This window comes from Rhizobium sp. LEGMi-198b, from assembly GCF_054114205.1.
This window is the reverse complement of sequence record NZ_JBSYVH010000007.1, coordinates 350,915-365,202: the sequence shown is the minus strand read 5'-3', so window position 1 is coordinate 365,202 and position 14,288 is coordinate 350,915. Positions and strand designations below refer to the sequence as shown.

14 protein-coding genes are annotated in these 14,288 nt (G+C 58.6%); 10 read left to right on the top strand and 4 right to left on the bottom strand.

Features of this window, described 5'->3' with window-relative positions; all coding sequences use genetic code 11:
• Positions 1 to 40 precede the first annotated feature (40 nt).
• From ACXHXG_RS25340 to ACXHXG_RS25330, 3 genes are all read left to right on the top strand, one after another.
• The gene (locus tag ACXHXG_RS25340; RefSeq protein ID WP_104826210.1) at positions 41 to 295 is read left to right on the top strand and encodes a hypothetical protein; all 255 of its coding nucleotides are present in this window, start codon (positions 41 to 43) and stop codon (positions 293 to 295) included.
• Positions 296 to 569: 274 nt separating this feature from the next.
• Positions 570 to 1,325 carry a transporter substrate-binding domain-containing protein gene (locus ACXHXG_RS25335; RefSeq protein ID WP_104826211.1) on the top strand — a complete coding sequence of 252 codons (756 nt, stop codon included), beginning with the start codon at positions 570 to 572 and terminating at the stop codon, positions 1,323 to 1,325.
• A 9-nt stretch (positions 1,326 to 1,334) separates the two neighbouring features.
• Positions 1,335 to 2,696, top strand: a complete 1,362-nt coding sequence (locus tag ACXHXG_RS25330; protein WP_285168791.1) for a GGDEF domain-containing protein — start codon at positions 1,335 to 1,337, stop codon at positions 2,694 to 2,696.
• 105 nt (positions 2,697 to 2,801) lie between these two features.
• Here the strand turns inward: ACXHXG_RS25330 and ACXHXG_RS25325 are convergent, their stop codons facing one another.
• Positions 2,802 to 3,134 (bottom strand): oxidoreductase, encoded by a 333-nt coding sequence (locus ACXHXG_RS25325; protein WP_104827834.1) that lies wholly within the window; start codon positions 3,132 to 3,134, stop codon positions 2,802 to 2,804.
• 217 nt (positions 3,135 to 3,351) lie between these two features.
• Between ACXHXG_RS25325 and ACXHXG_RS25320 the strand changes: the two genes are divergently transcribed.
• Positions 3,352 to 3,576, top strand: coding sequence for a hypothetical protein (locus tag ACXHXG_RS25320; RefSeq protein ID WP_104826213.1), 225 nt, complete (start codon positions 3,352 to 3,354; stop codon positions 3,574 to 3,576).
• Between the two features lie 53 nt (positions 3,577 to 3,629).
• Here ACXHXG_RS25320 and ACXHXG_RS25315 read toward each other — a convergent pair whose 3' ends face one another.
• From ACXHXG_RS25315 to ACXHXG_RS25305, 3 genes are all read right to left on the bottom strand, one after another.
• On the bottom strand, positions 3,630 to 4,064 hold the full coding sequence (locus ACXHXG_RS25315) for a GNAT family N-acetyltransferase (RefSeq protein WP_311319457.1): 435 nt from the start codon (positions 4,062 to 4,064) through the stop codon (positions 3,630 to 3,632).
• A gap of 36 nt (positions 4,065 to 4,100) precedes the next feature.
• Positions 4,101 to 4,523: a GNAT family N-acetyltransferase gene (locus ACXHXG_RS25310; protein WP_260304760.1), complete on the bottom strand. Its 423-nt coding sequence runs from the start codon at positions 4,521 to 4,523 to the stop codon at positions 4,101 to 4,103.
• Positions 4,524 to 4,689: 166 nt separating this feature from the next.
• Positions 4,690 to 8,094 carry a response regulator gene (locus ACXHXG_RS25305; protein WP_457901117.1) on the bottom strand — a complete coding sequence of 1,135 codons (3,405 nt, stop codon included), beginning with the start codon at positions 8,092 to 8,094 and terminating at the stop codon, positions 4,690 to 4,692.
• Positions 8,095 to 8,345: 251 nt separating this feature from the next.
• Between ACXHXG_RS25305 and ACXHXG_RS25300 the strand changes: the two genes are divergently transcribed.
• The 6 genes from ACXHXG_RS25300 to ACXHXG_RS25275 all read left to right on the top strand — a co-directional run bounded on the left by ACXHXG_RS25300 (position 8,346) and on the right by ACXHXG_RS25275 (position 14,263).
• Positions 8,346 to 10,001, top strand: a complete 1,656-nt coding sequence (locus tag ACXHXG_RS25300; protein WP_457901116.1) for an ABC transporter substrate-binding protein — start codon at positions 8,346 to 8,348, stop codon at positions 9,999 to 10,001.
• Positions 10,002 to 10,116: 115 nt separating this feature from the next.
• Positions 10,117 to 11,094, top strand: a complete 978-nt coding sequence (locus ACXHXG_RS25295; protein ID WP_457901115.1) for an ABC transporter permease — start codon at positions 10,117 to 10,119, stop codon at positions 11,092 to 11,094.
• 3 nt (positions 11,095 to 11,097) lie between these two features.
• The gene (locus ACXHXG_RS25290; RefSeq protein WP_457901114.1) at positions 11,098 to 12,012 is read left to right on the top strand and encodes an ABC transporter permease; all 915 of its coding nucleotides are present in this window, start codon (positions 11,098 to 11,100) and stop codon (positions 12,010 to 12,012) included.
• 1 nt (position 12,013) lies between these two features.
• A complete protein-coding gene (locus ACXHXG_RS25285; RefSeq protein WP_283053356.1) occupies positions 12,014 to 12,823 on the top strand; it encodes an ABC transporter ATP-binding protein in 810 nt (269 codons plus the stop codon).
• Entirely contained in the window at positions 12,820 to 13,788 is a 969-nt protein-coding gene (locus ACXHXG_RS25280; protein WP_457901113.1) for an ABC transporter ATP-binding protein, read from the top strand. The genes ACXHXG_RS25285 and ACXHXG_RS25280 overlap by 4 nt, the downstream gene beginning before the upstream one ends.
• A 1-nt stretch (position 13,789) precedes the next feature.
• The gene (locus ACXHXG_RS25275; RefSeq protein ID WP_457901112.1) at positions 13,790 to 14,263 is read left to right on the top strand and encodes a GNAT family N-acetyltransferase; all 474 of its coding nucleotides are present in this window, start codon (positions 13,790 to 13,792) and stop codon (positions 14,261 to 14,263) included.
• Positions 14,264 to 14,288: the final 25 nt, after the last annotated feature.

The window sequence follows — 14,288 nt, the reverse complement described above, 5'->3', positions numbered from 1 at the left end:
GCTGAGGGCGTCCGCCCGAATCTCCCTAAACAGGATACTCATGAACGCGGACATGATAGCCGCATGGGCGGCGCAGAATGGATTTCATTCACTGGATTCGTCGAATTTTCGTTGGCATGACGAGGCGCGCACGATCACCATCGAGATAAAGCGGTTGTCGGTCGTGCTGATCGACGAAAGGCCAGGATCGCGTCCGCGCCTCATCTCGCGGCTGTTCAAAGATATGCGCTCCGCAAGCGAGAGTGGCCGATTCGAGAGACTTTTGCTGGACGGCTATCTACCGAAGGCCTTGTGAAACGGCGTTTTGAAGAAGGCAACTCCAAGCCGTATTCCTGTGGAACTGGCAATCCCGTCGTTCGAGCTGAAGCTTTTCCGCCCCTGCATGCGTTCTGTCATAAGCTGACAATCATGCGGAATATCGCTCAATCACCAATATTACCAAAGCAATGGGGAGAGGATTAGCATCCTTGTTGCACTCGCCGGCGAAAGCATCGAAATTGAGCAGGCGCTATCACTCTTTGTTATCGGTTTCCTCCTAATATCTTCACAATACTATGGTGGGGAAACAGATGATTGCTCGGCTTCTACTCGTTGCCTTATTCTTTGCAGGCTCCCTTGGCCTGGCAATGGCGGGCGATCAGCTTCGCATTGCCACCGAAGGTGCGTATCCGCCCTTCAACTTCAAGGACACATCCGGGCAGCTCGCCGGATTCGATGTCGATATCGCCAAAGCGCTCTGCCGGCAGATGCAAACCGAATGTTCGCTCGTCGCCGTGCCGTGGACGGAGATCATTCAGGGTTTGGCGGACGACAAATACGATCTTATCGTCGCCAGCATGGCTTTTACCGACGAGCGAGCCCAGAAGATGGAGTTCTCCGCGCCATACTACCGTTCGCATTCGGTGCTGATTGGCGACTCGGACAAGTTCCAGGACAGCGCGCCGGCGGCCCTCACTGGCGTTCGCATCGCGGCGGCAACGGGAACCATTCAGGCTGAATATTTGCAGAAGGCCTATGGTGCGAGCAAGGCCGTGCTGGCGAAAGATCAGCCGGCGGCCCAACACCTGCTTCTGGATAATAAGGCTGACCTTTTGATCGGCGATGCCATTGAGCTTCTCAGCTTCCTGCAGACGCCGGAAGGCGCACGCTTTGGTTATGTCGGCGATCCGATTTCCACCGAGTTTCTCCAAAGCTCGGCGCATATCACTGCAAAAAAGGGAAATGCAGCTCTCATTCAGAAGGTGAACGACGCTTTGAAGCAAATTAAGCTCAATGGCGTCTATGATCGCATCAACGATGCCTACTTCCCCTTCAGCATTTATTGAGCGACTGGCATGGATGATATCAAAGGGTCGAGTAGGCGCCAGCTCTCGCTCAGCTTTGTCGGTCGGCTTGTTCTCCTGGGCGTTGTCAGCTATTCGCTGATCGCCGCCGGGATTTCGCTCGTTCTGCTGAATAGAATCGAGACCCAAGCAAACTTTACCCGTGATACCCAAATCCCGCTCATCCTGACACAGACGCGGAATGCGGTAAAAATCGAACGTCTCTCCTCTCTCCTGCGCTCCATCTATCTGGCGAAAGATCGCAGATTGGAGCGGCAAATCCAATTGCAGATTCAGGCCCTCACACAGGGGTTCTCGTTCGATCAAAATGCCCGTCTCATCGAAGGGTCGCGGCAAATCGCCGATGAAACCAAGATCATCGCAAAACTTCGTCAGCAGGCCCGCGACCTGCGCGAGGGCGAGACGTCGTCTGCCACAGCCGCATCGGATGCCGACGATGTCGATAAGCTGACGACGCAATCCTATGACCGCGCCATGCACACGATCGATGCGATGGCCGCACAGTTAAGCGGCGATGCTGCGGTCGTGGCCGACGATCTCGCAAGCGAAATCCAGCGAAGCGCAGGTCATATGCAGGTCGGGTGGATTTTGATCCTGCTCGTTCCAAGCCTTTTCGCCACCGTCTTGCTGATCGCCGCAAGACGTCACCTCACGGCGCCTATTGTGGCCGCGATCGATAATCTGGAGCGCATTGGAAAGAACGAGCGGGTCGTCAGTCTAAAGCGCGCTCCGCGCATCGCGGAACTGGCAATGATCGATGCTGCGATCGTGGCTTATGGACAGGTCTCGGACGATCTGCACCGCACCAATGCCATTCTGCATGGCTTGGCGGAACAGGATCCGTTGACCGGACTGGCAAACCGCCGGACCTTCGAGAACCATCTCACATCGGCCTTGAGCCGGCGATCCACCGTCTCTCCTGATCTTTCGATTATTATGGTCGACGTCGATCACTTCAAATCCGTCAATGACACATTCGGCCATCTGGTTGGCGACAGAGCTCTCGCGGCCGTCGCCGATGTGCTGAGCAGCCTGCCCTGGCACGCCAACAGCCTCGTTGCACGATATGGCGGGGAGGAGTTCGTTATCGTCCTGGAAGACTGTTCGCAGCAGCAGGCGGTCGAGCGCGCAGAAAGCCTGAGGCGTTCCATTCAGGAACTTTCGATCGAGACGCATGGGGGGACGTCTTTACGACTGACCGCTAGTTTTGGCCTCGCAGTGGCAAGCCATGCCAGCGATGCGCCGGCGGAAATTGTTGCGGCGGCTGACGGCGCCCTCTACAGCGCAAAGAGAAACGGTCGCAACAATGTTCAGGTCGCATCGCGGCCCGGCGAGATGTCAAAGGCCAGTTAAGTCCTGCGGCGCTCATTACGTCGTCTTCGATCCGGCCGCCGGACGCCCCAATCTCGATTTCGGGAGACGAGTGAGGCAGCAGACATCAGCTACTGCCTACATCGGCTATGGGCAGTTTGACGACGTTGCGGGGTTTGCTGCCTGGTCCTGCTTCATCGTTGTCGTGTTCTTCGATGTCGACATTCCGTTGCAGTCGCTGGCCTTTCCTTTGTCGTTGCTGGCGCCGTTGCCAGCCGCGTCGCCGCTGTTGGTGCCGCTGGTTGTATTGGCACCGGAGCCCTTGTTGCTGTTCATGCCGTTGTCAGAACCGGAGCCTGAAGGTGTCGAGGTCCCAGAACCCGCTCCGGATCCGCTACCGCTGGTGCCGGACTGTTGGGCCAGTACCGACGTTGCAAGGCCGAGGGAAAGAGCTGAGACTGCCAGGATTTTCAAGAACATGATTTTCTCCTTGGATGTTCTCTGTTTGCCGACGTCGAACAAATATCGGCCTGGCATGTTCCAAAGATTCCCGCTCAGCAACGCTAACAGATCATGCTTCGATGATCTTGGACAGCGAGCGAACATTGCTATTGGGGTAGTAGATTAACTGCTTCGAAGCTCCGTTTTGCTACAGTAGGTTCGCCTCGAAAACCCGTCGGCGAAAGAGAGCCTGAGCATGCAAACAGTCATGGATTTTATGAAGGCTGCTGTGGCGCTTATCACAAGCCTCATTGTTTTTGTGTTCTTTATCTTGATTGTGGTGGCGCAGGCAGGTTGCCCAATTCCAAAATGCAGTGGTCCAGACGGTGATATCTGGATGGGGCCGTTCGTCTTCAGCTTCATCGGCATTCCGGCTATTCTGCTTTTGGCTTTGATGATTTTTATCAGCCGACGGCGTTGAGAAGACGGGAAGGTCAACGGCAGCAATTAGCTTTGGTGGATGCGCCAAGGCTCTCACTTTAGTGTCTTGGTCATCGGATAACCCGAACTCGTCCCAAAAGCGCCGCTTGATGCACCCACTTCAAGATACCCATTCGACCGATAGAATTGACGAGCGGTTTCGGTGCTGGTCAAATTGCACCGGGTATTTCCGCGCTCGCCCGCTCTCTTTTCAAGGGCGCTGAGCAAGGTGCGACTAACCCCTCGAAACCGGGCGTCCGGTGAAACGTAGTTCAAGCTGATGGTTCCAGCATCTGTCACAGCGCCCACCGCGAGAATCTCGCCGTTCTCGACAGCAACGAGCAGCGAATTGTCGGGTCGGTTGATCCAAGCCACAAAATTGTCGACCGTCTTGTTGCCGAGCCAACCTGCCAGAATTGCTGGATCGTTCTTGTGGTCCGCCTCGCACAGCTCTGAAATTGACCGCCTCAAAACAATGCAGCCAGCCACGGCATCCTCCGGTGTAGCGTCTCGTATTTCCATGCTTCAAAAGACCTTTCGGAAAAAGACGCGTTCCTTGCCCCTTGGATAATCTTGCAGACTGCCGAAGCGCTCATACCCCTGCTTCTCGTAGAACCCCGGAGCCTGGAAACTGAACGTATCCAGCCAGACGCCGACGCAACCCTTTTCCCTGGCGATTTGCTCGGCTTGCGTAAGGAGTGTAGATCCCAAATTTTCACCCCGAAGACTTTCCGGTACGAAGAGCAATTCGACAAACAGCCAATCGTAATAGAGCTTCGCCCATAGCCCGCCGACGGCGTCGCCCGCCTCATCGCGCAGCATAATGCCTATCGGCTCATATCTGTCGTCGCCCGTTTTCGCGTCGTTGAAAGCCAGCAGAGGGTTAAGTATCGCCTGGCGATCGTCGTCCGATGGATTGTCGAGAATGGAGACGGTAACAGGTGACATGTTGGTTCCCTTGCATAATCGTGATGTTGTAACGAACGGACGGTCGCAGTGCAGACTGCTGGTGCAATCTTAACGGTAGATCTGGACGGTTGTTAAGCGCCCGGCCTTTCAAGATGCAGACGGCGATGAGACTCTCATCGACGCCTCGACGAGGTACTTGGTCCCGTCAGCTATTATTGCGGCCATCGCGGACCATGGCGCGCAACTGATCGAGATCCCGGCGCAACGTCTCGACGAGATCGCCGAGGTCGGCATCGAAGCCGGTTTTCATGGCGCAGGCCAGTGCGAATTCGCCGGAGCGTATAACGTCACGCCAGCGGGGTTGGAGCGGCAAGGTTTCGAGCAGCAGATATTTTTCCAGCGTTCGCGCCTGCAACGAAGAGCGGTCGAAGTTCACGCGCCAGATACCGCTGCTCTCTGCGAAGTCGATTTTGCCTTTGCCCGTCATCCGTTTCCAGACATCCAAGCTCTGTTTCATGACGTCGATGATGATCAAACGAAAGGCGCGTTGCTGTTCGGGTTCCCCTTGTGGTTCGAGGGGTGAGGTATCAGCGCGTTTCGGCTCAGGTGCCAAAAGGGCCAGGTTGGCGCCTGCGCTGTCGATTGCTCCCAATACGTGGTGGACCATTCGGTCCCTGCGGGGCATGTCGCCGGCCGAAACTGCCGAGACTGGTTGAATAACAAGAGCAAGCCCTCCGCCGGTTCCGATGTCGAACTCGAAGACGTTGAGAGCAAACGCGTGGCCGCCGAGGCGAACGCTCGACAGATAAAACTCTCCCTCCCGCTTCACGGCCTGATACATGCGCTCCGCGAGCTCGGTGCCCGTCAACGATGAAAGCGCTGTTTCATGCGCGATGATTGGCATGCTTAACATGCCGAGGGCAGCCTGGTTTGTGTAGATGATGCGGTGCTGGCGATCGGTACAGAGAATTGCCACCTCGAAAATATCGAGAAGTCTCGCCATACGCTGCTGCGACAGCCGAAGCGCATCCTCGACTTCGACCCGCCGCTCGATTTCCGCCCTGAGCGAACTATTCTCACGGAGCTGGCCGCGTGCACGCGCAGCCTCCAGCAGCGTCGCCACGCGGGCCAAAAGCTCGTCCTTGACGAAGGGTTTGACGACATAATCATTTGCGCCATGTTCGAAGCCAGCGATCACATCGCGCGTCCGGCTGCGCGCCGTCACCATGATGATCGGCACATCGAGCAAGTCGTAGCGCTCGCGGATGGCTTTGGCGACTTCTAGCCCGCTCATGCCCGGCATCATCACGTCGAGCACGACCAGATCGGGTTTCAGTCGATCGATGAAAGCCAGTGCATCCGCCCCGTTTTCGACCGCGCGCACGACATAGCCGACCGGCTGCAGGACATTGCGCAGCACCTGGATGTTGATCGGCTCGTCGTCGACCACAAGGATCAGCGGTACGCCGGGCGCCATCGGCGCATCGGTGGCGATCTGGCTGCGAGCGATCATGTCTACCGTCTCGTGCAGCCGTTTCTGATCGAGTTCCTCGCCGAAATAATCGACATAGGACGGCTCGACTGCCGCAGCGGGCAGGACGAGCGTGAAGCGCGATCCTTCGCCCAGCACGGAATGAGCAGTGAGTTTGCCATTGAGGAAGGTTGCGAGCTGACGGGCGATCGTCAGCCCCAGACCGGTGCCGGCAGGCGGCCGCGTGCCATCCCCGAAACCCGCCTGCTCCAAAGGTTGGAAGATGCGTTCGAGGCTATCGCTGGCAATGCCGACGCCCGTGTCCTCGACGCTGATCGCAACATTCATCCCGGCTGGCGTGGCCACGACGCGGATCGTGCTCTGGCCGGCATATTTGATGGCGTTTCCGAGGAGATTATAGAGGATCTGCTCGAAGCGCACGGGGTCGGCCATCACGAAGGGGATGTCCTCGGGAATGTCGACCTCGAGGGCCACCGGCTCGCCGCGCAAGAGCGGTTCGCACATTTTCAGCACGCTGCTCACGCTGGTTGCAATGTGCACAGGATGGATGTCGAGCCGCATGCGGCCCTGGCGGATGCGGTAGAGATCGAGGAGATCGTCCACGAGGCGCGAAAGCCGCCGGGCGCTGAAGCTGATGAGCTGAAGCTGGTTGCGCTGGGCTGTCGTCAATTCCCCGGCAACGCCCGCCACCAATGTTTCGGAAATGCCGATGATGCCGTTGAGCGGGGTGCGCAGTTCATGCGACGTGTTGGCGACGAAGGCATCCTTCATCCGGTCCGCCTCTTCGAGCGCCTTGTTCTTCTCCTCAATCAGGCCGACATGCTTTTCCAGCTCGGCATTCTTCTGATTGATGAGGTTGAGCTGCTCGCTGACAGCATCGCGCATGCGCGTGAAACTCGCCGTCAGCCTGCCGAGTTCGGACGGGTTCTTGATTGTCGGCATGGCATGATCGAGATTGCCATCGGCAATCGCGCCTGCCGCGTCGGTCAGGCGCTGCACGGGCCGGGTCATCGTGCCGGAGAGATAGAAGACCAGGGCGGTGAGCACTGGCAGCAGAACCAGAGCCAGCGTGATGACGATTTGCCGAAGCGAATTGCTGTTTGCGAAGGCGACCGAGTCCGGCACTTCGGCAACGAGGCTCCAGGGAACGGCGCCAAAATGCAATTGTGTGCCTGCCGCGAGCGCAGGAACGCCGCCAAGCCCATCCTCTACGAGCGCTGCGCTAGAAGGCGCGCCGTCGGCGCCGGTAGCCGCGGAATTGCTGGGCATGCCCGGTTTGCCGCCTTCCGGCGCCGAAATGTAGAGACTATCGGAATTGAGGAGATAGAGGCTGCTGGTCCCGCCCTGCTGCGATTGAACGATCCGGTTGAGCCCTTTGGGACCGAGGCGGAAGATGACCATGCCGCGCACCTTGTTGTAGAAGGCGACGCGGACGGCGACGTAGGCGGCGAACTTGCCGGTGACCGGATCGGTGGTGAAATCGCCCACCAACATGGTCTGGTCCGGCGACGCTTCCGTCATGGCGCGCGACAGGCGGGAGAGGGGCGTCGCCGCAACCAGCGTCTTCAGGTCCGTACCGAGATAGCGGTCCTTCTCGACCGAATAGACGACACGCTGATCCGGCGTGATGAGGTAGAGGTTCTCGAATTCGGACGTGGTGACGAAGCTGACGAAATCATCGTGAAACTGCTGATGGGCGTTGGCATATTCCAGCGCCGAGCGCAGCATGGCGTCATTGTCCTTCGGCAGCAGCGCTTCACCGCCGCCATCGCGATCGATTCCGAACATTTGATGCAGGATAGCGGTCGCCCGCTCCGGGGACGGGTCGATCTTCCGGAACGCATAGGCAAAGCCATAGAAATCGCCGATCGAATAGCGCACGGCATTCGACTGGCTGAGGCTTTCCGCCTGCCTTGTGGCAAAGGTCAGATATTGTTCGATCTCGCTGCGCTTAGCGTCGCGAACGAAAGCGAGCTTCGCGAAGGTTTCTGCCGTGACGCTGCGATTGAGGATGTAGAAGAAGGCGGAGGCGGTGGCCAGCAGCGGCAGGAGGCTGATCGCCAGAAGGATGAGCAGAAGGCGGCCGCGAAATCCGGATGGCGATAACGCTCTCAGCATCGGCAGCATTTCCGCATCATCTCTGGCACCCGCTCCTCCCGCTCTCCCCATGGCGGATAATTCCGGCCAATCTATACAATTGCGGAAAAAGGGGAGTGGGTTTTTTCGATATGATCGGAATTTCCGGTTTTGACGATTTTGCCGCAACTCCTGCCGGAATTGTCGGGTGACTTTGCCGTTCGCCTCGCGCTGATATGACGTTGCCAACCGGGCCGGGCTAGAACCTGCGCCTTGATAAATGGGGAACGGAAATGAACATCAAGACTATTTTGAAGGCCGCGCTGGTTGCCAGCGTCATGGTGCCGGTGTCAGCGCGTGCAGAGGTGACGTTGACTGCGCTGCCGGACGAATCGACGGCGTGGGTGGAGAATTTCAATCCTTTCAACACCACGACCCGCGTGCCGTCGGTGGAAGACTTCATGTATGAGCCGCTGATTGTCTTCAATGCTCTCAAGGATGGCGAACCGAATTATCGGCTGGCGGAATCCTTTGCCTATTCGGACGATCTGAAAAGCGTCACGTTCAAGCTCAGGGACGCGAAGTGGTCTGATGGCAAGCCGTTTACCGCGAAGGACGTGGTCTTCACATTCAACCTGATCAAGGAGCACAAGGCGCTCGATCTGCAGGCGATCTGGGATCAGATCGATGGAATCGAGGCACCTGACGATCATACGGTGAAGATCAACTACAAAAGCCCGAACAGCGGCCTGATCTTCAAGATCGTGCAGATTTACATCGTTCCGGAACATATCTGGGCGTCCGTAAAGGATCCGGTCACGTTCACCAATCCCAATCCGGTCGGCAGCGGCCCGCTCACAGAAATCCGCCGCTTCACGCCGCAGGAATATGTCCAATGCCGCAACCCCAATTATTGGGACAACGCCACGCTGAAGGTCGATTGCATGCGTTTCCCGCAGGTCGCGGGCAATGATCAAACGATCGCGCTTGCCGCCAAGGGCGAACTCGACTGGTTCGGCTCCTTCCTTCCGGACATTGAGAAGACTTATGTCGGTACGGACCCCAAACATCATGGCTACTGGTTCCCGGCCGGTTCCATGGTCGCCTTCACCATGAATTTCGAAACGACGAATCCTGGCAATCACGAGGCATTCAACAACCTCGCCTTCCGCCGCGCCTTCTCAATGGCGCTGGATCGCCAGGCGATGGTCGACATTGCCGGCTATGGCTATCCGACGCTCAACGAATATCCCTCCGGCCTCGGACGGGCTTTCCATTCCTGGAATGATCCGAAGGTGGATGAGAAATACGGGGCCTTCTCGAAATATAATGTCGAGGCCGCCAAGGCTGAGCTGGCGAAGGCCGGCTTCAAGGATGTCGATGGCGACGGCTTCGTCGAAAATCCGGATGGCAGCAAGATCAGCTTCGACATCATCGTGCCGAATGGCTGGACGGACTGGGTGAACACCTGCCAGCTTGCGATCGAAGGACTGACGGAGGTCGGCATCCAGGCAAAGCTCGCAACCCCGGATGTCCCCGGCTGGACCGATGCGCTGATCACCGGCAAATACGACGTGGCGATCAACTCTTTCCGAACCGGCATCACGCCGCAGTTCATGTATGACGAGGCGCTCAACTCCAGCAACAAGGGCAAGACACGCTTTGCGTCGGCCCACTACAGCAACCCAGAACTCGATGCATTGCTGAACGAATTCTACACCACCAATGATCACGGCAAGCAGGTCGAGATCATGAACAAGATCCAGGACATTATCGGCGCGAACCTGCCTTTCGTTGCGGTTTACAACAACCCGCTCTGGTACGAATACAACACCAAGCGCTTCACCGGTTGGTTCAGCGCCGACAACCCGGTCGCCCGCCCGGTCGTCTATGGCGGCGTGCCGGAACGGCTCCTGCAGCTTTTGGCATTGCGGCCAGTCACGCAGTAATCGCGCGTCCGACTCTCCCTCTCTGTTTGGACGCACGCATTCGGTTCAGGCGCTCAGCCTGAACCGAATTGATCGCGGCCATCCGCCCTGCTCGGTCGCTGCCGGAGACAAACCGATGACCTTCATCTTGCGAAGAGTGATCTTCTATATTGCCGCCTTCTTCACCGCGGCCACGATAAATTTCTTCATACCGCGGCTGATGCCGGGCAATCCGGTGGACGTGATGTTCGCCAAGATGAATTCCTCGCTGCCGCCGGAGGCCAAGGCCGCCTTGATCGAAACCTTCGGCTTCGCCTCGGGACCGCTTTATTTGCAGTTTCTCGCTTATATGAAAAGCGTCTTCACCTGGGATCTCGGACCATCGATCAAATTCTATCCGCTGACCGTGGGGCAGGTGCTCGGCCATGCGCTTCCCTGGACGCTGACGCTCGCCGGCACGGCCTCCGTCCTCGCCTTCGCAACGGGTTCATGGCTCGGGGTTTCCGCGGCCTGGCGGCGCGGTGGCATCCTCGATACGATCGCTTCTCCAGGCGCGCTTGCGCTACAATCCATCCCCGCGGTCGTGGTGGCGCTGACCGGGCTCTATGTTTTTGGTTTGATCCTCGCCTGGTTTCCGACGAGTTTTGCCTTCGACCCGCAACTCGATCCCGGGCTGACGCCGAGCTTTCTCTCCAGCGCGCTTTACCACGCCGTCATGCCGGTGGTGTCCCTCGCCTTCGTTCACATCGGCGGCTATCTCGTCACCATGCGCAACAACATGATCGGTCAGCTCGGCGAGGATTATGTCGTCATGGGCATGGCCAAGGGCCTTTCCGATCGACGCGTGATGTTCAACTACGCAGCGCGCAATGCCTTGCTTCCGAGCGTGACGGCTTTTGCCATCACCCTCGGCGCTGTGATGGGCGGCTCGCTGGTGACCGAAGTGGTGTTCAACTATCCGGGTCTCGGCCATCTCCTCTATCTCGGCATCGTCGCGCGTGACTATCCGCTGATCCAAGGTCAGTTGCTCATCATGACGCTTGCCATGCTCTCGGCCAATCTCATCGTCGATCTCATCTATGTGCTGCTTGACCCAAGATTGAGGAAGGCCTGATCCATGCAGAGGACCCTTCTTCCCATTCTTAGCAACCGCAAGGCGCTCATCGGCCTTGCCATCGTCCTCCTCTATGTCGCTGTCGCCTTGCTGGCTCCCGTGCTGACCGGTCATGAGCCGATCAAACGGGTTGGCCGGCCACATGAGGCGCCTTCGTTTGACCATATCCTCGGCACTACCCGGATGGGCCGCGACGTCTTCACCCAGTTGATCTGGGGCACGCGTACGTCGCTGTTCATCGGGCTTCTGGCCGGTTCGATCGTTACCGTGATCGGCGTGATCCTGGGCGTGACCGCAGGCTATTTCGGCGGCTGGATCGACGAAGCGATCAACTTCATCACCAATATCGCTCTCGTCATTCCGCAATTGCCCTTGCTGCTCGTCATCGCAGCTTTCGTCGGCGAGGCGAGCCCCTTGGTGATCGTCCTTATCATCGGGCTGACCTCCTGGGCTTGGGGGGCAAGAGTCACGCGGGCGCAGACCATGACGCTCCGGCAACGCGATTTTATCCTCGCCTCGGAACTGATCGGCGAACCCAAATGGCGGATGATCGTCGTCGAACTCATGCCCAACCTGCTTTCGATCATCGGCTTCAACTTCATCGGCTCGGTCATCTATACGATTATCACCGAGGCAACGCTGGAGTTTCTGGGGCTCGGCGATCCGCTCGCCGTTTCCTGGGGCACCATGCTCTATAACGCCCAGACCGCATCGGCGATGAGCGTCGGCGCCTGGTGGGAGGTGTTCGCGCCGGCAACCGCGATCGCCGTTATCGGCATCGGTCTCTCGCTGATCAATTTTGCCGTCGACGAGATTTCCAATCCCCGGCTGCGCACGCTCGGGACAGTCAACGCGGCTGTCAGAAAACAGCGCAAGCTCGATCGCGCCCGGACCGTAGCACACGGACAGGAGGCTTGAAATGAACCTCTCCTCCAATCTCGTGGAAGTGCGTGGGCTGCAGGTGGATTTCCTGACCCAAAACGGTCTCTTCACTGCCGTCAAGGGTGTGGATTTCGACATAAAGCGCGGCGAAGTGATGGGGCTTGCCGGCGAAAGCGGCTGTGGAAAATCGACCATAGCCTTCGCCCTGATGCGGCTGCATCGCCCGCCGGCGATCATCTCGAAGGGCGATATCCGTATCGACGGGACCGATGTGCTCGCGCTTTCCACCCGCGCCCTGGAGCAGTGGCGCTGGCGCAAGGCGTCCATGGTGTTCCAGAGCGCCATGAGCTCTCTCAATCCGGTGCTGACGATCTTCGAGCAGTTCAGGGACGTGCTGTCCAGGCACGACGGAATGGGGAAGGACGAGGCACGGGCGCGCGCCGAGACGCTGATGCGGCTCGTCTCCATCTCCTCTGACCGACTTGACGACTATCCGCATCAATTGTCCGGCGGCATGCGCCAGCGTGTCGTGCTCGCCATCGCGCTCGCGCTCGAACCGCAGCTCGTGATCATGGATGAGCCGACGACTGCACTTGACGTGGTCGTTCAGCGGGAGATCCTGCAGGAGATCGTCACGCTCAAGGAAACGCTCGGTTTTTCCATCCTCTTCATCACCCATGATCTGGCGTTGATGGCACAGTTTGCCGATCGGATTGCCATCATGCTGAAGGGGGAAATCGTCGAAACCGCGCCCGTCGCGGATATCGTTGCCGCACCCCGGCATGAGTATACGCGTCGCCTTTGGGAGGCGATGCCGCGGCTCGGGCACGCGATGGAGGCCGTATGACGGACGATAATTTCTCACCGCTGCTCGAACTCAAGAACGTCAGCAAAACCTTCTTGCTGAAGCCGTTGTTCGGGCAGGAAAAGCGGGTCGATGCGCTTCGGAACGTGTCTTTGAAACTGGAGGCGGGAAGGGCGCTGGCGATCGTCGGCGAATCCGGGTCCGGAAAATCGACCGTGGGACGAGCAGTCACCCGGCTCTTCCAGCCGACATCGGGCAACATCCTGTTTGCGGGTCGGGATATCGGCGGCCTCACCACGGCAGCCGACCAGATGAGTTACCTTCGCATGGTGCAGATAGTGTTCCAGGACCCCTTCGCGGCGCTCAATCCGGCACACAGGATCCGCCATCACCTCTTCCGCCCTCTCATCTTGCATCAAGGCTTAAAGGGCGATGCGTTGGAGGCGGCTGCGCGTCAGACGCTCGCCGATGTCGAACTCGATCCCAACGTGACGCTCGATAAATATCCGCATGAGCTTTCGGGAGGACAGCGCCAGCGTGTCAATCTCGCCCGCGCGCTTGCAGTCGATGCACGGTTGATCGTTGCGGACGAGCCGACATCCATGCTCGACGTCTCGATCCGCCGCTCCGTGCTGGACCTCATGCGCCGGCTGAAGCTCGAACGTGGCATCGGCTTCCTTTACATCACCCACGATATCGCGACGGCGCATTATATTGCCGAGGATACGGCCGTGATGTTTGCCGGTCAGATCGTCGAATATGGCCCGTCGGCCAGCGTGATCCGCAATCCGCAGCATCCCTATACGCGGCTGCTGCTCTCGGCCGTGCCCGATCCGGCCGTCAGGATCGCGGGCCGTAGCGGCGAACAGGGGCAATCATTCTCCACGCATGCCGAGACGGTGCGCGACGCATCTCGCAGGCCGGTCGGGCAATCGGTGGAGGTTACGCCCGGCCATTTCGTCTTTCATCATATCGGCATGAACCCATCGACAGGGGAGGCCGCGTAGCATGTCTGATCTTCTGGTCCGTCTTTACGACCTGCCGGCCTATGACGACGCGAAAGTGCGCGCGCATGGCATCGAGATACGCCGGGCGCTGACGCCGGAGCGCAGCCTGGTGCTCGGCTGGATCGAAAAGCATTTTGGCTTGAAATGGGCCGCCGAAAGCGAAACGGGCTTCGGCAGCCATCCGATCACGACCTGGATTGCGGTCGAGGATGGCGAGATGTTGGGCTTTGCCTGCGGCGACGCGATTGCCAAGGGGTTCTTCGGACCGACTGGGGTCGCGGAGGAGCAGCGCGGCAAGGGCGTCGGCGAGGCGCTGTTGTTTGCCGTGCTCTATGGCCTGCGCGAGGCCGGCTATGCCTATGCCATTATCGGCGATCCAGGCCCTGTCGAATTCTACCGCAAGCGCCTCGACACCCTCGAAATCCCCGGATCATGGCCCGGTATCTATCGCGGCATGCTCCGCACTTCCTCCTGACATTCCGCAAGCATTGTTTCGCCCT